This window comes from Escherichia sp. KTE172 (genome assembly GCF_000408845.1).
Lineage (GTDB): Bacteria > Pseudomonadota > Gammaproteobacteria > Enterobacterales > Enterobacteriaceae > Escherichia > Escherichia coli.
Genome location: NZ_KE137316.1, coordinates 5,021,812 through 5,041,224, shown reverse-complemented (window position 1 = coordinate 5,041,224; position 19,413 = coordinate 5,021,812). Strand labels below are relative to the sequence as shown.

Genomic DNA, 19,413 nt, shown 5'->3' with positions numbered 1-19,413 from the left:
AATGACTGCACCATCCCAGGTATTAAAGATCCGCCGCCCAGACGACTGGCACCTTCACCTCCGCGATGGCGACATGTTAAAAACTGTCGTGCCGTATACCAGCGAAATTTATGGACGGGCTATCGTAATGCCCAATCTGGCTCCGCCCGTGACCACCGTTGAGGCTGCCGTGGCTTATCGCCAGCGTATTCTTGACGCCGTACCTGCCGGGCACGATTTCAGCCCGCTGATGACCTGTTATTTGACAGATTCACTAGACCCTAATGAGCTTGAGCGTGGATTTAACGAAGGCGTGTTCACCGCTGCCAAACTTTACCCGGCAAACGCAACCACTAACTCCAGTCACGGCGTGACGTCAGTTGACGCAATCATGCCGGTACTTGAGCGCATGGAAAAAATCGGTATGCCGTTACTGGTGCATGGTGAAGTGACACATGCAGATATCGACATTTTTGATCGTGAAGCGCGCTTTATTGAAAGCGTGATGGAACCGCTGCGCCAGCGCCTGACTGCGCTGAAAGTCGTTTTTGAGCACATCACCACCAAAGACGCTGCCGACTATGTCCGTAACGGAAATGAACGGCTGGCTGCCACCATCACTCCGCAGCATCTGATGTTTAACCGCAACCATATGCTGGTTGGTGGCGTGCGTCCACACCTGTATTGTCTCCCCATCCTCAAACGCAATATTCACCAACAGGCACTGCGTGAACTGGTCGCCAGCGGTTTTAATCGCGTATTCCTCGGTACGGATTCTGCGCCGCATGCACGTCATCGCAAAGAGAGCAGCTGCGGCTGCGCGGGCTGCTTCAACGCCCCAACCGCGCTGGGCAGTTACGCTACCGTCTTTGAAGAGATGAATGCTCTGCAGCACTTTGAAGCATTCTGTTCTGTAAACGGCCCACAGTTCTATGGCTTGCCGGTCAACGACACATTCATCGAACTGGTCCGCGAAGAGCAACAGGTTGCTGAAAGCATCGCATTGACTGATGACACACTGGTGCCATTCCTCGCCGGGGAAACGGTACGCTGGTCCGTTAAACAATAAAAATCCTAGCTTCCTGTTGTCATTAGGTTATTTTACCTGTATAAATAACCAGTATATTCAACAGGGGGCTATTATGCGAATTGAAGTCACCATAGCGAAAACTTCTCCATTGCCAGCTGGGGCTATTGACGCCCTGGCTGGCGAACTTTCCCGCCGTATTCAGTATGCGTTTCCTGATAATGAAGGCCACGTATCGGTACGTTATGCCGCAGCGAATAATTTATCGGTTATTGGCGCAACAAAAGAAGATAAACAGCGCATTAGCGAAATTCTCCAGGAAACGTGGGAAAGCGCCGATGACTGGTTTGTCAGCGAATAATATGCAGTGATTTTTGTTTTTGCCGGGTCGCCCCGGCTTTTTTATTTTACTTACAAATTTTGAGTACAAAATTTCTACACTCCCTCAAAATAATTGCACAATATGCTAAAAAAATATGAATGACATGCTGTTTTATTGTTCATATAAATCTTAAAAGCAAAAATTTATCTGTTCCCCCCTTTAAAAATTCGGTGAATACCCTTACTTATTGGTATACTGAAGTTGCTTCAGATAAAAACGCATTGAACCTCGAATAACGTTGTCTAGTAACACGAATTAGGGGGCCATGATGGAAAAAAATAATGAAGTCATTCAGACTCATCCGCTCGTAGGGTGGGACATCAGCACCGTTGATAGCTATGATGCGCTGATGTTGCGTTTGCACTACCAGACCCCAAATAAGTCCGAGCAGGAAGGGACTGAAGTTGGTCAGACGCTCTGGTTAACCACTGATGTTGCCAGACAATTTATTTCGATATTAGAAGCAGGAATCGCCAAAATTGAATCCGGTGATTTCCCGGTAAACGAGTATCAGCGTCATTAACATGACATGACCATCCACCCAAAAGGCACCTCACCGGTGCCTTTACCATTTCTGGGTTGTATATCTGCATTCAGTTAATTACTCTGCTTAAACCATGAGAGCAGAGAGAAAAAAATGAAATACGATCTCATCATTATTGGCAGCGGTTCCGTAGGCGCTGCCGCCGGGTATTATGCAACCCGTGCCGGTTTAAACGTGCTAATGACCGACGCCCATATGCCACCGCATCAACACGGCAGCCACCACGGCGATACGCGATTAATTCGCCATGCTTATGGTGAAGGCGAAAAGTATGTCCCGCTGGTTCTCCGCGCGCAAACGCTGTGGGATGAACTCTCCCGCCACAACGAAGAAGATCCCATTTTTGTACGCTCTGGCGTCATTAACCTTGGCCCGGCTGATTCCACATTTCTCGCCAACGTCGCCCACAGTGCCGAACAATGGCAACTCAACGTTGAAAAGCTCGATGCGCAAGGGATTATGGCCCGCTGGCCAGAAATACGCGTCCCGGACAACTATATCGGCTTATTTGAGACTGATTCCGGTTTTTTGCGCAGCGAACTGGCGATTAAAACCTGGATCCAACTGGCGAAGGAAGCGGGCTGTGCGCAGCTGTTCAACTGCCCGGTCACCGCAATTCGTCATGACGATGATGGCGTAACTATTGAAACGGCTGACGGTGATTATCAGGCGAAAAAAGCGATTGTCTGCGCGGGAACATGGGTAAAAGACCTGCTCCCGGAGCTGCCTGTCCAGCCCGTACGCAAAGTATTTGCCTGGTATCAGGCCGATGGTCGCTATAGCGTGAAGAATAAATTCCCGGCGTTTACCGGTGAACTGCCCAATGGCGATCAATATTATGGTTTTCCGGCAGAAAACGACGCGTTGAAGATTGGCAAACATAACGGAGGCCAGGTTATCCATTCAGCGGATGAACGTGTTCCGTTTGCGGAAGTGGCCAGTGATGGGTCAGAAGCCTTCCCGTTCTTGCGCAATGTATTGCCGGGTATCGGTTGCTGCCTGTACGGCGCTGCCTGCACCTATGATAATTCGCCTGACGAAGATTTTATTATCGATACTCTACCCGGCCACGATAATACACTGCTCATTACCGGCCTGAGCGGGCACGGTTTTAAATTTGCGTCAGTTTTAGGGGAAATAGCTGCCGATTTTGCGCAAGACAAAAAAAGCGATTTTGATTTGACGCCATTCAGGCTTTCCCGCTTCCAATAATCATCATTACGGCCTCCAGAATGAGGCCGTTTTTACAGGAGTATTTAATGCGTCGGCTGTTGCACTATCTCATCAATAATATTCGCGAGCATCTGATGCTTTATCTTTTTCTCTGGGGATTGTTGGCAATTATGGATCTGATCTATGTGTTTTATTTTTAGTTTTCCGCACTGACATAAACTGACAAATATTTAATCTCCCTTTCATTTAGCGTGAAAAATTGAATGAGATTATTCCTGCTTCTACAGCACTCACCAGACATCTCTGATGCTGAACCCACTAAACTTATGAAGATTCTTTCATTATTAATTCAAAATTATTGAAATAAAAATAAATATCATTCAATTTGTTATTTTTGTGTTGCAATTCATTCTCCGACACGCCATTTTCTTTCTCTCGCAAATTCGTTTTGGATGCACTTATGTCATTCACAAATACCCCTGAACGCTATGGTGTTATATCTGCGGCCTTCCATTGGCTAAGCGCAATTATTGTCTACGGCATGTTTGCTTTAGGTCTGTGGATGGTCACGCTCAGTTATTACGATGGCTGGTATCACAAAGCACCCGAACTGCATAAAAGCATCGGTATTTTGTTAATGATGGGGCTGGTTATTCGCGTTCTGTGGCGCGTCATATCTCCACCGCCGGGTCCGCTGCAGAGTTATTCGCCCATGACTCGTCTTGGCGCAAAGGCTGGACATCTCGCATTGTACTTATTGCTGTTCGCCATCGGCATCAGCGGCTATCTGATCTCAACTGCCGATGGTAAACCGATCAGCGTTTTTGGCTGGTTTGACGTCCCCGCGACCCTCGCCGACGCTGGCGCACAGGCTGACTTTGCCGGTGCCCTGCATTTTTGGCTCGCGTGGAGCGTCGTAGTACTGTCCGTTATGCACGGATTTATGGCCCTGAAGCATCATTTCATCGATAAAGACGACACTCTGAAGCGCATGCTGGGAAAGTCGTCATCTGACTATGGAGTATAAAAAATGAAAAAAAGCCTGCTTGGTTTAACCTTCGCTTCCCTGATGTTCTCTGCCGGTTCAGCGGTTGCCGCCGATTACAAAATTGACAAAGAAGGTCAGCACGCCTTTGTTAACTTCCGCATCCAGCATCTTGGCTATAGCTGGTTATATGGCACCTTTAAAGATTTCGACGGTACTTTTACCTTTGATGAAAAAAATCCGGCTGCCGATAAAGTGAATGTGACAATTAACACCACCAGCGTCGATACTAATCACGCCGAACGCGATAAACATCTTCGCAGTGCAGATTTCCTCAATACCGCAAAATATCCACAGGCAACATTCACCTCCACCAGCGTGAAGAAAGACGGTGACGACCTGGATATTACCGGCGATCTGACGCTGAATGGCGTAACCAAACCCGTCACGCTGGAAGCGAAATTAATTGGTCAGGGCGACGACCCGTGGGGCGGTAAACGTGCAGGCTTTGAGGCCGAAGGCAAAATTAAGCTCAAAGACTTCAATATCAAGACAGATTTAGGTCCAGCTTCTCAGGAAGTGGATCTGATTATTTCAGTGGAAGGCGTACAGCAGAAGTAAGAGTGAAATGTTGCCGGATGGCACGCATCCGGCAATGATATTTATTCCGTTGGATCAGGAATGCCCAGTGTTGTATTCAAACGCCCACGAGACTTATTAAAGATCTTATTGCCATTTTCACGTCCTGCCCGACGGCGTCGCTGTTCTTCAGGCGGTAACGCGCTTTCTTCGCAGCAAATCTCACTACAACAACCTTTGTATTTTTCCGCACATACTGGACACTGAATAAAAAGCAGGTGGCAGCCATCATTTTTACAGTTGGTATGGCTGTCGCACGGCGCACCGCACTGGTGGCAATGCGCGATAATCTCATCAGATATACGTTCGCCCATCCGCTCGTCAAAAACAAAATTTTTGCCAATAAAACGTACCGGTAAACCCTGCTCGCGCGCCTTGCGGGCGTATTCAATAATTCCGCCCTCGATATGCCAGACTTTATTGAATCCGTTATGTTTCATCCAGGCACTGGCCTTTTCACAACGAATGCCGCCGGTGCAGTACATAACGATTTTTTTATCTTTATGTGCCTGCATCATCTCGACTGCTTTTGGCAGCTGCTCACGGAAGGTATCTGCCGGAATTTCCAGCGCGTTTTCAAAGTGCCCCACTTCATACTCATAGTGGTTACGCATGTCGATAAACAATGCATCGGGATCGTCAAGCATAGCGTTCACTTCCGCCGCTTGCAGATACTCACCCACATTGCTGGCATCAAAGTGAGGATCGTCAATACCGTCGGCAACGATACGATCGCGGACCTTCATGCGCAGTACCCAGAAGGATTTCCCGTCATCATCCAACGCGATATTCAGGCGTAAGCCCTCTAAAGCCGGGTCGAAGGCATAAAGCTGCGCGCGAAATGTTTCAACATTGCTCGCAGGTACGCTGATTTGCGCGTTAATGCCCTCATGCGCCAGATACACTCGCCCAAAAACATCCAGCGCGGTAAACAGCTGATATAAAGCGTCACGGGTCGCCTTAGGATCGGCGATGTGGAAATACTTGTAAAACGAAATGGTGGTTCGCGGTTCGCTCTCAGCCAACATTTTGGCTTTTAACGCGTCGTTGGAAATGCGGTTGTGTAACACTGGCATGGTGTACGGTTCCTGCGAGATGGGAAAGTAAAAATCCGCGGCATGATATAGCAATTATCGATAATTAACATCCACACATTTTACGCTACATTTGCGCATTAAAAATTATTTGTTATTTACAAGCGCGGCAATTTCGCCCAGTCTTCAGCCACAAATTTTGGTTGCGGGCGAAAAAATGCGACAATACATACAATTGCCCGTATAGGTTGAAAAACAGGATTGATATGACGAATCTACCCAAGTTCTCCACCGCACTGCTTCATCCGCGTTATTGGTTAACCTGGTTGGGTATTGGCGTACTTTGGTTAGTCGTGCAATTGCCCTACCCGGTTATCTACCGCCTCGGTTGTGGATTAGGAAAACTGGCGTTACGTTTTATGAAACGACGCGCAAAAATTGTGCATCGCAACCTGGAACTGTGCTTCCCGGAAATGAGCGAACAAGAACGCCGTAAAATGGTGGTGAAGAATTTCGAATCCGTTGGCATGGGACTGATGGAAACTGGCATGGCGTGGTTCTGGCCGGACCGCAGAATCGCCCGCTGGACGGAAGTGATCGGCATGGAACACATTCGTGACGTGCAGGCGCAAAAACGCGGCATCCTGTTAGTTGGCATCCATTTTCTGACACTGGAGCTGGGTGCGCGGCAGTTTGGTATGCAGGAACCGGGGATTGGCGTTTACCGCCCGAACGATAATCCACTGATTGACTGGCTACAAACCTGGGGCCGTTTGCGCTCAAATAAATCGATGCTCGACCGCAAAGATTTAAAAGGCATGATTAAAGCCCTGAAAAAAGGCGAAGTGGTCTGGTACGCACCGGATCATGATTACGGCCCGCGCTCAAGCGTTTTCGTCCCGTTGTTTGCCGTTGAGCAGGCTGCGACCACGACCGGAACCTGGATGCTGGCACGGATGTCCGGCGCATGTCTGGTGCCCTTCGTTCCACGCCGTAAGCCAGATGGCAAAGGGTATCAGTTGATTATGCTGCCGCCAGAGTGTTCTCCGCCGCTGGATGATGCCGAAACCACCGCCGCGTGGATGAACAAAGTGGTCGAAAAATGCATCATGATGGCACCAGAGCAGTATATGTGGTTACACCGTCGCTTTAAAACACGCCCGGAAGGCGTTCCTTCACGCTATTAAATCTCCCATGCCGGATGCTTCAGAAGGGTATCCGGCATTACCACAGCAAATCCCCCTGATTTAGCGATAAAAGCTCTCTGGATTGCGCCCCCTGGAAGTCGGGCGCATAATTAGTGTGCTTATCTTTTCTTCTTATGTTCACCGCGCCTGGCGCACCAACAGCGGATTGCTATGTCACCCTGTGAAAATGACACCCCTATAAACTGGAAACGAAACCTGATCGTCGCCTGGCTAGGCTGTTTTCTTACGGGTGCCGCCTTCAGCCTGGTAATGCCCTTCTTACCCCTCTACGTTGAGCAGCTTGGCGTTACGGGCCACTCCGCCTTGAATATGTGGTCCGGTATTGTCTTCAGCATTACATTTTTATTTTCGGCCATCGCCTCACCGTTTTGGGGTGGACTCGCCGACCGTAAAGGCCGAAAACTCATGCTATTACGCTCTGCCCTCGGCATGGGCATCGTGATGGTGTTGATGGGGCTGGCACAAAATATCTGGCAGTTTTTGATCCTACGGGCGCTTCTTGGGTTACTTGGCGGATTTGTCCCCAACGCTAATGCTCTTATCGCCACACAAGTACCACGTAATAAAAGCGGCTGGGCGCTGGGGACGCTTTCCACAGGCGGCGTTAGCGGTGCGTTGCTCGGCCCAATGGCTGGCGGTTTGCTTGCCGATAGCTACGGCTTACGTCCGGTATTCTTTATTACCGCCAGTGTGCTCATACTCTGCTTTTTCGTCACCCTGTTTTGCATCAGAGAAAAATTCCAGCCGGTCAGCAAAAAAGAGATGCTGCACATGCGGGAAGTGGTGACATCACTTAAAAAACCGAAACTGGTACTCAGCCTGTTTGTCACTACGTTAATCATCCAGGTGGCGACGGGCTCAATTGCCCCCATTCTGACGCTGTATGTCCGCGAACTGGCGGGTAACGTCAGTAACGTCGCCTTTATCAGTGGCATGATCGCCTCGGTGCCAGGCGTGGCGGCTCTGCTGAGTGCACCACGACTCGGCAAACTTGGCGATCGAATCGGACCCGAAAAGATCCTGATTACGGCGCTGATCTTTTCTGTACTGCTATTGATCCCAATGTCTTACGTTCAGACGCCATTACAACTTGGGATTTTACGTTTTTTGCTCGGTGCCGCCGATGGTGCACTACTCCCCGCCGTACAGACACTGTTGGTTTACAACTCGAGCAACCAAATCGCCGGGCGTATCTTCAGCTATAACCAGTCGTTTCGTGATATTGGAAACGTTACCGGACCATTGATGGGAGCCGCGATTTCAGCGAACTACGGTTTCAGAGCGGTATTTCTCGTCACCGCTGGCGTAGTGTTATTCAACGCAGTCTATTCATGGAACAGTCTACGTCGTCGTCGAATACCCCAGGTATCGAACTGATTTTTCGCCTTTCATACTTGCAAAAGCGGAGAATCAGCTATCCTTTTCCCTGAAACCTCATCAACTCAAAGGGAGAATCGTGATGACCATGTACGCAACGCTTGAAGAAGCCATTGACGCTGCACGCGAAGAATTTCTTGCAGACAACCCCAGCATCGACGCCGAAAATGCGAATGTGCAACAGTTCAATGCCCAAAAATACGTTTTGCAGGACGGCGACATCATGTGGCAAGTTGAGTTTTTTGCCGACGAAGGGGAAGAAGGTGAATGTTTACCTATGCTTAGCGGTGAAGCCGCGCAAAGTGTTTTTGATGGCGACTATGATGAGATAGAGATCCGCCAGGAGTGGCAGGAAGAGAATACATTACATGAATGGGACGAGGGGGAATTTCAGCTTGAGCCACCGCTGGATACCGAGGAAGGACGCGCAGCAGCTGATGAGTGGGATGAACGTTAATCACTCATACGGGCCATGATGAATGTCGATCGGCAGCAGTAAAGTATCAAAAACCAGGGAGAATGGCAGATCAAGGATCGTGACATAACGCCAAGCGGAGTCACGCACATCCCATTGCACACCGGGATAAGATTGGTTGCCATGCCCCTGCCCCGGTATAGTGCGACTAATAATGCTGCCACAGCCACTCAGCAAGGTCACCATGATGCTCACCACAATTAAACGCATTTGATACCTCTTCCGTAAAAAAATACCGGCATAACGCCGGTATTTTTATTGGCTCGTTGTTTTTGCCAGATGTGGCGTGAACGCCTTATCCGACCTACAAAATCTTGCAAAATCAACACATTGCAGGAGCGATGTAGGCCCGATAAGCGTAGTGCATCAGGCAACTACGTTTTTATTGCGAAGCCGCATCCGGTTTACGCAATGCCAGTGGATTGAGCTTTATCCCTTCGTAATAACTCACCCATGAAGAATATCTCTCAGGGGAATTCCAGACGCGGAAATGCAGACGGGCCATCGTCACCGGATCGCTTAGCAGCACCAGGCGACGATCGCGATTCAGCTTCTCTGGCGTCTCGTTCAGCGCCTGTTCAACGTGGCGGTCACGGGCGATTTCCAGCACCTTACTGGCCCGGTGACGCGCGGTCGCCATTGCGGTTGCGAGAGCGTTAAATGACGGGTTAAACACTGCGTGCATAAAGCCATCGTCAAGGGAGCGTTGGCGATTCATCTCAAGGAACCGATCGGTATCAACCAGCACCTGCGGCGGTGAATACTCTTCCGGGATCAGGAACAGTTTCCAGCGTTTGGTGCGCAGACCAACGGTGGCACGGCTGGAAATCACCGAAACAAACGGTGACAGGATCAACGAGAAGACAATCGGAGCCAGCCAGAACAGGAAACGCAGATCCAGCCACGCCATCCCAACAGCCCACACTAACCCTAACAGCAGCTGTGAGCCGTGGCGTTTGAACGCTTCCCCCCAGGAAGTGGAGTCATCATCACGCTGCGGTGAATTCCACACCACTTCCCAGCCAAGGAACGCGCTGACGACGAAGACCGTATGGAACAGCATGCGTACCGGAGCCAGCAGCACGGAAAACAGCACTTCCAGCAGCAACGATAATGTAACGCGCCAGAAGCCGCCATATTCTTTCGTTCCTTTGCACCAAATAAGCAAAATGCTCAATAGCTTTGGCAGGAACAACAGCACCATGGTCGAAGCAAAAAGTGCAATCGCCAGCTCAGGACGCCACTGCGGCCACACCGGGAACAACTGCCGTGGTTGCAGGAAGTATTGCGGTTCGGTCAACGCATGCACTACCTGCAATGCAGTAGAGAGCGCGAGGAACATAAACCACAGCGGAGCGGAGAGATAAGACATCACGCCCGTCAGAAATACCGCACGGTGAACCGGGTGCATACCCTTCACCAGGAACAGACGGAAGTTCATCAGGTTACCGTGGCACCAGCGGCGGTCACGTTTTAGCTCATCAAGCAAGTTAGGCGGTAATTCTTCATAAGAACCCGGGAGATCGTAAGCAATCCAGACTCCCCAACCTGCACGGCGCATCAACGCTGCTTCCACGAAGTCATGTGACAGGATTGAACCGGCAAAGGAACCTTCGCCCGGCAGCGGAGCCAGTGCGCAGTGCTCGATAAACGGTTTCACGCGGATAATCGCGTTATGTCCCCAGTAGTGCGACTCGCCAAGTTGCCAGAAGTGCAAACCGGCTGTAAACAGTGGCCCATACACGCGGGTCGCGAACTGCTGACAGCGCGCATATAGCGTATCCATACCGGACGCTTTCGGCGACGACTGAATGATCCCGGCGTTCGGGTTGGCTTCCATCAGGCGCACCAGGCCGCACAAACAATCACCGGTCATTACCGAGTCAGCATCCAGCACCACCATGTAGCTGTACTGGCTGCCCCATCGACGGCAGAAGTCATCGATATTACCGCTTTTACGCTTCACGCGGCGACGGCGGCGGCGATAGAAAATCTGACCTTCGCCACCGACTTCGGCGATAAGCTCCATCCAGGCTTTTTGCTCTGCGACGCAGATATCCGGGTTATAACTGTCACTCAGAATGTAGACATCAAAGTGTTTGGCATTCCCGGTGGCTTTTACTGATTCCCACGTTGCACGCAAGCCAGCAAAAACACGGTTCACGTCTTCGTTACAGATAGGCATGATCAACGCCGTGCGATGCTCCGGGTTTAATGGTTCATCGCCAACTGTTGACGCAGATATACTGTATTTATCGCGACCAATAAGCAGTTGCAGGAACCCCATCAACGCCGTCCAGAATCCGGCGGACACCCAACAGAACAGTACCGCAAAGAGGATCAGGATACCGGTTTGCAGCATATAAGGCAGAAGCTGCATAAAGGAAACCCACACATCCTGACCAACCATATCCATAGGATTAATCAGCGCCCACCCCTGATAAGGAAGAATGGTCTTCATATACCAGGTCGCGACAACAGTTTGCGCGAGCGTAAGGATTAACAAAATGTAACGGCGGATGGTACCGACGGTACGCCACTTTTGCTCGCTTTCCTGCTCTTCTTTGGTCAAACGAGCCAGATAGCGCGGCGTGACATCGCGTCCACGCAGACGATCCCAGAAACGGCCTACCGGGTTGGTACGCCACGGGTCGGGAAACATCGAGGAGCGTTTTGCTTCTGGCATCGCTTTAAGCTGATCGCGCCCTTCGTCGTCTTTAATTAACTGTCCATCAGCAAGTGAATCTGGCCAGGCTTGTTCCAGACGCGCCTTTACCGAGCCTTGCGGGGAGTCATCCTCCCGCGCCCAGGTACGGTGGTCGGCATCCAGCGCCTGATGAACGGCGCGGATATCAGTCTTCGGCAATGCCGCTTTCTCGCTTGCGGCGATGGGCATTGCGTCAATGTACTCAGTTGTCTTATTCATTGGCAGGTAACTGGTAGCTCCAGGTTTCACTCAACGTCTGATCGGCATTCACCAGCGCAGCACGCATTTCAGTGGTTTTCTTGGCATCTTTCACTTTCACACGCATCACCAGACGCCAGCCTTTGGTAACCGGGTTATAGCGCACCGTGCTTTCAACTATCTCACCATTATCACCAATGCTGGTTTGCGCTGTGACCGGGGTATCCTCTGGCAGTTTTTTCATCTCTGCGCCGGTAAAATCGACCACAAAGGCGATAGTACCGTCAGGCTGGCGAATCAGGTTCGACTGCTTCACATCCCCCGTTGAACGACGCGTTTGTTGTACCCATGCGTTATCTGGCGCATGCAGTTTGTCTTCATCACGGCTGAAGGTGATGGTGTATTTAAAGTTCATCTCTTTACCCGGCTCCGGCAGCTGATCCGGCGTCCAGTAAGCGACGATGTTATCGTTGGTTTCATCGTTGGTTGGAATTTCCACCAGCTCAACGCTGCCTTTGCCCCACTCCCCTTTCGGAGTCACCCATGCGCTTGGACGAAGATCGTAACGATCATCGAGATCTTCAAAGCGGGAGAAATCACGACCGCGCTGCAACAGACCAAAGCCTTGCGGGTTTTCCATGGAGAAGCTGCTGACCGCTAAATGTTTCGGGTTATTCAACGGACGCCAGATCCATTCGCCATTACCAGCATGGATAGAGAGACCGTTAGAGTCGTGCAACTCCGGACGATAGTTATTTGCAGGCGACGGTTGGTTCGGCCCAAACAGGAACATACTGGTTAACGGTGCAACCCCCAGTTTGCCGACTTTATCGCGCAGATAGATTTTCGACTGCACATCCACAACCGTGTCACGCCCTGGCATAACTACGAATTTGTAAGCACCTGTCGCGCGCGGCGAGTCAAGCAATGCATAAATGGTTAAACGTTTATCAGTCGGTTTTGGACGCTCGATCCAGAACTCTTTGAAGCGTGGAAATTCTTCACCCGATGGCAAGGCGGTATCAATTGCCAGGCCGCGTGCAGAAAGGCCATAAACCTGACCTGCACCAATCACGCGGAAATAGCTGGCCCCGAGCATGCTGACGATTTCATCGTTTTTATCTTTGCTGTTGATCGGGTAAAGCACTTTAAAACCGGCAAAACCAAGATCTTTTACCGTGTCTTTGTCATGCTGAACATCGCCGAAAGTGAAATAATCCGGGCTGTATTTGATTCGTTTGACTGCGGTGGCAGTCACTTCATTTATTTTGACCGGGGTATCGAAGTACATACCCTGATGGTAGAACTCGAGTTTGAATGGGGTCTTCAGATTGTTCCAGTACGCTTTGTCATGATTAAACTGGATCTGCTGATAGTCCGCGTATTTCATGTCGCGGAAAACGGAGGGCAAGTTGCTTTTAGGCGCCTCATAGCCTTTCCCGGCTAAGGATTGAGCTTGCTTTGCGACATCATCAATACTGAAAGCCCAGCTTGAAGATGTATACAGGGTTAACATTACTGCAGCACTCAACCAACGCATTTTCATCATTTGTAGTTTATGTTTCATAATTAGTAAGCACTTCCCCCTTTGTGTGCTTATATCGATCCGATCTATTTTAATGGATAACCAGCCATTCCGACAACAGAATCCCGGTATCGTTCAGCACGCTGGCTCATGGATTAAGCACCTGATTGCAACCGTTTTCACTTTCCGTGCTTCTCCTAAAGACAGAAGCATCGACTTCGTGTAGGGTTTGCCAGCAAATTTATTTATCAACCGTCTTACAGACGCTTCCATTCTGGTTAGTGGTAGCGATGATGCTATGCATAAAAACCTTGAAGCCTGCGCCTGGCGCGGTCAGGTCGGTGTCGCTATGGCAACAAGCCTAAAGGCATAACCCGACAGGGATAAGACGAAAAATCCGAGATTAGTTAACCATATATGAATCCAGTACCCGCGCAACGTGAATATTTCCTCGACTCCATCCGCGCCTGGCTGATGTTGTTAGGGATCCCTTTTCATATTTCTTTAATCTATTCGAGCCATACATGGCATGTGAATAGCGCCGAACCGTCATTGTGGCTGACCCTTTTTAATGACTTCATCCACTCGTTCCGCATGCAGGTATTTTTCGTTATATCCGGGTACTTTTCCTACATGCTTTTTTTACGCTATCCCTTGAAAAAATGGTGGAAAGTACGTGTCGAACGTGTAGGTATCCCGATGTTAACAGCCATCCCCCTACTGACATTACCGCAATTTATTATGCTGCAATACGTCAAAGGGAAAGCGGAAAGTTGGCCTGGCCTGTCATTGTATGACAAATATAATACGTTGGCCTGGGAATTAATATCACACCTGTGGTTTTTACTGGTGTTAGTAGTCATGACGACGCTGTGCGTATGGATATTTAAACGCATCAGAAATAATTTAGAAAATTCTGATAAAACGAATAAAAAATTCTCGATGGTAAAACTATCGGTGATTTTTTTGTGCCTCGGCATCGGCTATGCGGTAATAAGAAGAACGATTTTTATTGTGTATCCGCCCATTCTGAGTAACGGCATGTTCAATTTTATTGTCATGCAAACGCTATTTTATTTGCCGTTCTTTATCCTCGGCGCACTGGCTTTCATTTTCCCTCATCTTAAAACCTTGTTTACCACGCCGTCTCGTGGCTGTACCCTTGCAGCAGCATTGGCATTTGTCGCTTACTTACTCAACCAGCGCTATGGCAGTGGCGATGCCTGGATGTACGAAACCGAGTCGGTGATCACCATGGTCCTCGGTCTGTGGATGGTGAATGTGGTCTTCTCCTTCGGCCACCGTTTGCTTAACTTCCAGTCAGCGCGGGTGACTTACTTTGTTAATGCATCGCTGTTTATCTATCTGGTTCACCACCCGTTAACTCTGTTTTTCGGCGCGTACATTACACCGCACATCACATCCAACTGGCTTGGTTTTCTCTGTGGCCTGATATTCGTAGTAGGGATTGCGATAATTCTGTATGAAATTCATTTACGCATCCCGTTACTGAAGTTTTTGTTCTCTGGTAAACCGGTTGTTAAGCGTGAGAACGATAAAGCACCAGCCCGTTAAGCCGCGTTTATAATAACCATTCCACGGGCAATATCGATGCCAGTCTGACCATAACCCGCTTCCAGAAACTGGTGGCGGGTTCTTTTTTGAGAACAATTTCTTTCTTTGCATGACGATCAACCCAGTTGATCCGTCCCCACCTGTCCAGACGGAGCTGCCAGGCCGCATCATACTGGCTCTGAATAAAGCGTTTATCAATTAACTGTGCCAGCGTTTCGCTCTCTATCACGAACCCCATTTCAGTATTGAGCAATGTCGAACGCGGATCGAAATTGAAAGAGCCGATAAACACCGTTTTACCATCGATGCTAAAGGTTTTAGCATGCAGGCTGGCACCGGAATTACCGGTTATGCCGCGATCGTGTAACGTACTACTTTGTTCACGCGTCGGCTTGAGTTCATATAATTCCACGCCGTAGCGGAGCAATTTTTTGCGCCAGCGTGCGTATCCGGCATGGACGACAGCAACATCGTTAGCGGCAAGAGAATTGGTTAGGATCGCAATCTTTACCCCTTTTCTCACCATCCGTAAGAGTTGCGCCACACCTGCGCGTGTCGGTACAAAATAGGAAGAGATAATATCGATGCGTTCACTGGGTGAGCCCATGATATCGAACAGGCGCTGCGGTAACAGTGAATGCCGTTTTGCCTTGCCTTCCCCTTTCGCCGGATCATCACTTAATAAACGTGTTTTCGCCCAGATAAGCGGCAACGTTCCATCAACCAGATGATTTATAAACGGGCTGGATTCCATTTTGCGTAAATAACGATGCGTCATGGCATCGTTGTGCCAGGATGCTGGTAACTCGATGCGATCCGCCATTTCACCTTCCGGGACATCCAGCACCTGCTGTAAGGGTGAAACCGATTTGCAATACCAGTAGCGGGCGAAATCATCGGCAACGTCCTCTACAACTGGTCCTATTGCCATGACATCTAAATCCGAAAAAAGTGGCTCTTCCCCTGCCCCAAAATAGGCATCACCAATATTTCGCCCCCCTACCAGCGTCACCACGCCATCGACAGTGAAACTTTTATTGTGCATACGGCGATTGAGACGGGAAAAGTCGGTGATATAACCAAGCGGACGTAGCAAGCGAAACGAGAAAGGATTAAAAAGCCGGACTTCAATGCGGGGATGACTGTCAAGCAAGCGTAAAATGTCGTCAAGTCCGGGCGTATTGTTGTCGTCCAGCAACAAACGGACGCGAACGCCACGCTTTGCTGCGGCTAACAGGGCGGAAAAGAGTAACCGACCCGACATATCGTCCTGCCAGATGTAATACTGAACATCCAGCGTATGCTCTGCCATTTCGGCCAGACGATACCGGGCGGCAAACGCATCCAGACTTTTCTCCAGAGGAAAAAGGCCACACTGACCGGGATGTTGCGAACACAGTGGCAGCACCGCGCTCGCCAGCCGGGGCAAATCATTCATCTCCTTGTTGGGTAAGGAGTCTTTCGTAGAGGTGGGTGTTTTCTTCATCATAACAGACAAAGTATACCTGTTCGGGTAAAGCGTGACGGGTAATAAATTCTGAAACGGTTTTTACTGCGATTTCAGCCGCTGCCGCACGAGGGTAACCATAAACCCCAGTACTGATTGCAGGAAATGCCACTGACGTATAGCTGTTTGCCGCCACCAGTCGCAGACTATTGAGATAGGCATCCTGCAAAAGCTGGTCTTCGTTTTGTTCACCACCACGCCAGACTGGCCCGACGGTGTGCACTACGGCTTTAGCGGAAAGATCGCCTGCAAGCGTAATAACGGCATGCCCCGTAGGGCAATCGCCCTGCTGTTGCCTGACTTTTAAACAGGCATCCAGCAGAGCCGGACCCGCTGCGCGATGAATGGCCCCATCGACGCCGCCGCCTCCCATTAATGACGGATTAGCCGCATTCACAATCACATCAACGGCCAGTTTGGTAATATCACCCTGCACAACATGAATACGCGTTTTCATAACGCCTCCTTACACCTTCTTGTTTCTTAAGTGTACAGCAGGCTTTTTGGTTAAATCGCATTTTTCTGCTCAGCAAGGTGAGTTGTTCAGAAACTTAGTTATATTCGATGTTCATTACAGCCAGCTTTTTCTGTTTATCAAGATACTGCACTTTTACTGAGGCTATTTGCGCGTTTTTGACATTGCCGCTCATTAACGCTTTGCTGGAATAGGTTCTGCCCGGAACAGAGCCATTCTGTGGGCAGTTCATTTCTACGGGTGATGACTGGGTGCTGACGTCACATGCCGGTTCCACAATTTGGCCATAAAAGTGGATCACGCCCCCTTGCGCGCTGCTTCCTGCGATGGCAATAAAAGGAAAAAACATACTGCCGAGCATTAGAGAGTCTAAAAAAGGTCTGAACATTTATTCTATTTCCTCAATGATTAGTCATCCTTGAGGGTTGTGTTATCCATACTTTCAGGTTGGCTGATCCGCAGCAGACCATTCTCTCCAGATTCATCTTATGCTCGATATTTCAACAAATTAAGACTTTTCTGAAGAGGGCGGCCATTGTTGTGATAAATGAAGTGACTGTCCATCAGAAACAGTAACAACTATTTTCACCCGATCGTCCGGGGAAATATTTAAACTCAACTTAGTCAAAGCAATGGGTTGATTAGCAGGCAATGAGAGGGTCTTTTCTTGCTTCGTCTGACTTTGCCCTGAACTGCCTTCGCGCAGGGACAATATTTGTACTCTGCACAGACAAGATTGAGTAAGAGTGACTTCAGGAATAATGGTGTACATATCCCCTTGCTGGGTCGTATTAAAGGTTATCTGACTGGAAAGTGCCGCAAGGAGTAATAACGCATTCATATTCTTCTCCCGAAAAAAAACAGGGCTTGCGCCCTGTTTCTTTAATACAGAGGATGTATTAGTACTGATGAGCGGTCGCGTTGTTACCAAAGCCAACCTGAGTGACGTTAACGCTGGAGTTAGATGCAGTCTGGTCAACAGCAGCACCGTTACCGCCACCGAACTGTTTAACAGTCATAGTAGAATCTTTACCATTCCACTGATCAAGAGTAGCGCTGTTACCGAAGCCACGCTGAGTCAGATCGATTGAGCTGTCATCAGAACCTTGGCCAACATCTGCGCCGTTACCGCCGCCGTGCTGGGTAATGGTCAGATCAGAGTTACGGGCGTCAGCTTGCAGAGCAAGTGCAGAGTTACCGCCACCGTACTGGTAAATGTTCAGCTCTGAATTTGGGCCGCTATTATTACCGCCACCACCGTGGTTACCGCCGCCGCCGTACTGAGGAACAACACCTGCCAGAGCGCTACCGGAGAATACGATTGCTGCAATTGCTGCTACTTTTAAAAGTTTCATGTAAAACCCCCATCGGATTGATTTAAAAGTCGAATAGTAATTAACGTTGTGTCACGCGAATTGCCATTTGCGACTGTCTCTGCACTACAATTGCCGTTTTTTGAGTACCATACTGTGTAATATTTGCTTTATTACCAGAACCTTTCTGGATAATCATCGCAGTATTACCATAAGCACCTTGCGAAATACTGGCATCGTTGGCACTGCCCGCCTGATCAATATATGCAAGGTTATAATCTCCTGTCTGGTCAATCTTTGCCCGATTGCTACTACCTTCTTGCGCAACAACCGCCAAAAGTTTTGAGCCTCCCTGCCGTAACTGAGCACTATTATTAGTCCCAGCTTGACCAATTATGGCTGCCTGATTAAATGAAGACTTACTCAATTCATTTACCGCGAAGTTATATTCTGAATTAGCTAAATCATAACCTGCTGCGGCTGCAATCCCAGGCGCACCCAGTATTGTTAACATCATAAATAACAATTTGTTTTTCATGTTGTCACCCTGGACCTGGTCGTACACTTAAGAAATTAAATCATTTCAACTTGGTTGTTAACGCAACCTGTATTTTGTTAACGCTGCGTTACGATGGAAAGTATGTCTGCGGAAATATTTTTAATAACTCACCCGCGCGTTGTATTTTTCTTTTTTTGTTCATACCAAAGTATTAAAACCCACGTAAATACGCTGTTATCTACGCAAAAAAATATTTTGTTTTCTTTTAAATCTCCGTTTTCCGCAATCAAAAATCACCAGACAGCCATTCTTCTTGCCCGTCGCTGATTGCTGCGATATGTCTTGCGCACAAGCCGTGACAAACCTCGTCTTTTTGCAGTAAAAAATTGTCCACGGAGGTGTGAAGAAAAAACAAGAACGTTTTACATGACGAAAGGACTACACCGAAATATTTTTTATATGCATTATTAGTAAGTTAGCACCATTTGTATGATTTTTTAAAATTGTGCAATAAAAACCAAATGTACAACTTTTCTATCATTTCTAAACTTAATAAAACCTTAAGTTTAACATTTTAATATAACGAGTTACATTTAGTTACATGTTTAACACTTGATTTAAGATTTGTAATGGCTAGATTGAAATCAGATGTAATCCATTAGTTTTATATTTTACCCATTTAGGGCTGATTTATTACTACACACAGCAGTGCAACATCTGGGTAATGACTCCAACTTATTGATAGTGTTTTATGTTCAGATAATGCCCGATGACTTTGTCATGCAGCTCCA

21 protein-coding genes are annotated in these 19,413 nt (G+C 48.7%); 11 read left to right on the top strand and 10 right to left on the bottom strand.

The window, feature by feature from the left end; genetic code table 11:
* The first annotated feature begins 1 nt into the window (after position 1).
* The 7 genes from pyrC to G434_RS00665 all read left to right on the top strand — a co-directional run bounded on the left by pyrC (position 2) and on the right by G434_RS00665 (position 4,711).
* Positions 2-1,048 (top strand): dihydroorotase, encoded by a 1,047-nt coding sequence (pyrC, locus tag G434_RS00635; RefSeq protein ID WP_000126528.1) that lies wholly within the window; start codon positions 2-4, stop codon positions 1,046-1,048.
* 73 nt (positions 1,049-1,121) lie between these two features.
* Complete coding sequence (gene dinI / locus G434_RS00640) at positions 1,122-1,367, top strand: DNA damage-inducible protein I (protein WP_001217754.1); 246 nt, start codon at positions 1,122-1,124, stop codon at positions 1,365-1,367.
* Between the two features lie 289 nt (positions 1,368-1,656).
* Positions 1,657-1,911 (top strand): biofilm formation regulator BssS, encoded by a 255-nt coding sequence (gene bssS / locus G434_RS00645; protein ID WP_000414436.1) that lies wholly within the window; start codon positions 1,657-1,659, stop codon positions 1,909-1,911.
* Positions 1,912-2,025: 114 nt separating this feature from the next.
* Entirely contained in the window at positions 2,026-3,144 is a 1,119-nt protein-coding gene (solA, locus tag G434_RS00650; protein WP_000872828.1) for an N-methyl-L-tryptophan oxidase, read from the top strand.
* A 47-nt stretch (positions 3,145-3,191) separates the two neighbouring features.
* Positions 3,192-3,305: a YceO family protein gene (locus G434_RS00655; RefSeq protein ID WP_001253418.1), complete on the top strand. Its 114-nt coding sequence runs from the start codon at positions 3,192-3,194 to the stop codon at positions 3,303-3,305.
* Between the two features lie 260 nt (positions 3,306-3,565).
* Positions 3,566-4,132: a cytochrome b gene (locus tag G434_RS00660; RefSeq protein WP_000011118.1), complete on the top strand. Its 567-nt coding sequence runs from the start codon at positions 3,566-3,568 to the stop codon at positions 4,130-4,132.
* 3 nt (positions 4,133-4,135) lie between these two features.
* The gene (locus tag G434_RS00665; RefSeq protein ID WP_000749258.1) at positions 4,136-4,711 is read left to right on the top strand and encodes a YceI family protein; all 576 of its coding nucleotides are present in this window, start codon (positions 4,136-4,138) and stop codon (positions 4,709-4,711) included.
* 41 nt (positions 4,712-4,752) lie between these two features.
* On the opposite strand, the gene G434_RS00670 is transcribed toward G434_RS00665, so the two are convergent.
* Positions 4,753-5,805 carry an oxygen-dependent tRNA uridine(34) hydroxylase TrhO gene (locus G434_RS00670; protein WP_001305889.1) on the bottom strand — a complete coding sequence of 351 codons (1,053 nt, stop codon included), beginning with the start codon at positions 5,803-5,805 and terminating at the stop codon, positions 4,753-4,755.
* A gap of 224 nt (positions 5,806-6,029) precedes the next feature.
* Between G434_RS00670 and lpxL the strand changes: the two genes are divergently transcribed.
* The 3 genes from lpxL (at position 6,030) to G434_RS00685 (ending at position 8,805) form a co-directional block, all read left to right on the top strand.
* The gene (gene lpxL / locus G434_RS00675) at positions 6,030-6,950 is read left to right on the top strand and encodes a kdo(2)-lipid IV(A) lauroyltransferase (RefSeq protein WP_000183364.1); all 921 of its coding nucleotides are present in this window, start codon (positions 6,030-6,032) and stop codon (positions 6,948-6,950) included.
* Between the two features lie 171 nt (positions 6,951-7,121).
* On the top strand, positions 7,122-8,348 hold the full coding sequence (gene mdtG, locus G434_RS00680) for a multidrug efflux MFS transporter MdtG (protein WP_000074163.1): 1,227 nt from the start codon (positions 7,122-7,124) through the stop codon (positions 8,346-8,348).
* Between the two features lie 82 nt (positions 8,349-8,430).
* Positions 8,431-8,805, top strand: a complete 375-nt coding sequence (locus tag G434_RS00685) for a MysB family protein (RefSeq protein WP_000180068.1) — start codon at positions 8,431-8,433, stop codon at positions 8,803-8,805.
* Here G434_RS00685 and G434_RS00690 read toward each other — a convergent pair whose 3' ends face one another.
* From G434_RS00690 to mdoG, 3 genes are all read right to left on the bottom strand, one after another.
* Entirely contained in the window at positions 8,806-9,033 is a 228-nt protein-coding gene (locus G434_RS00690; RefSeq protein ID WP_001237204.1) for a YceK/YidQ family lipoprotein, read from the bottom strand.
* Positions 9,034-9,205: 172 nt separating this feature from the next.
* Positions 9,206-11,749, bottom strand: a complete 2,544-nt coding sequence (mdoH, locus tag G434_RS00695; RefSeq protein ID WP_001309403.1) for a glucans biosynthesis glucosyltransferase MdoH — start codon at positions 11,747-11,749, stop codon at positions 9,206-9,208.
* The gene (mdoG, locus tag G434_RS00700; RefSeq protein ID WP_001300662.1) at positions 11,742-13,277 is read right to left on the bottom strand and encodes a glucans biosynthesis protein MdoG; all 1,536 of its coding nucleotides are present in this window, start codon (positions 13,275-13,277) and stop codon (positions 11,742-11,744) included. Before mdoG ends, mdoH begins: the two co-directional genes overlap by 8 nt.
* Positions 13,278-13,670: 393 nt before the next feature.
* Here mdoG and mdoC point away from each other — a divergent pair, with 393 nt between their 5' ends.
* Positions 13,671-14,828, top strand: coding sequence for a glucans biosynthesis protein MdoC (mdoC, locus tag G434_RS00705; RefSeq protein WP_001070356.1), 1,158 nt, complete (start codon positions 13,671-13,673; stop codon positions 14,826-14,828).
* Between the two features lie 7 nt (positions 14,829-14,835).
* Here mdoC and clsC read toward each other — a convergent pair whose 3' ends face one another.
* The 6 genes from clsC to csgB all read right to left on the bottom strand — a co-directional run bounded on the left by clsC (position 14,836) and on the right by csgB (position 18,661).
* Complete coding sequence (clsC, locus tag G434_RS00710) at positions 14,836-16,317, bottom strand: cardiolipin synthase ClsC (RefSeq protein WP_001305893.1); 1,482 nt, start codon at positions 16,315-16,317, stop codon at positions 14,836-14,838.
* Entirely contained in the window at positions 16,259-16,792 is a 534-nt protein-coding gene (gene ymdB / locus G434_RS00715; RefSeq protein WP_000857411.1) for an O-acetyl-ADP-ribose deacetylase, read from the bottom strand. Before ymdB ends, clsC begins: the two co-directional genes overlap by 59 nt.
* A 94-nt stretch (positions 16,793-16,886) precedes the next feature.
* The gene (locus G434_RS00720; RefSeq protein ID WP_000489565.1) at positions 16,887-17,198 is read right to left on the bottom strand and encodes a type 1 fimbrial protein; all 312 of its coding nucleotides are present in this window, start codon (positions 17,196-17,198) and stop codon (positions 16,887-16,889) included.
* A gap of 120 nt (positions 17,199-17,318) precedes the next feature.
* A complete protein-coding gene (csgC, locus tag G434_RS00725) occupies positions 17,319-17,651 on the bottom strand; it encodes a curli assembly chaperone CsgC (protein WP_000992818.1) in 333 nt (110 codons plus the stop codon).
* A 58-nt stretch (positions 17,652-17,709) separates the two neighbouring features.
* Complete coding sequence (csgA, locus tag G434_RS00730; protein ID WP_000771435.1) at positions 17,710-18,165, bottom strand: curli major subunit CsgA; 456 nt, start codon at positions 18,163-18,165, stop codon at positions 17,710-17,712.
* 40 nt (positions 18,166-18,205) lie between these two features.
* Positions 18,206-18,661 (bottom strand): curli minor subunit CsgB, encoded by a 456-nt coding sequence (csgB, locus tag G434_RS00735; protein WP_000791650.1) that lies wholly within the window; start codon positions 18,659-18,661, stop codon positions 18,206-18,208.
* Positions 18,662-19,413 lie beyond the last annotated feature (752 nt).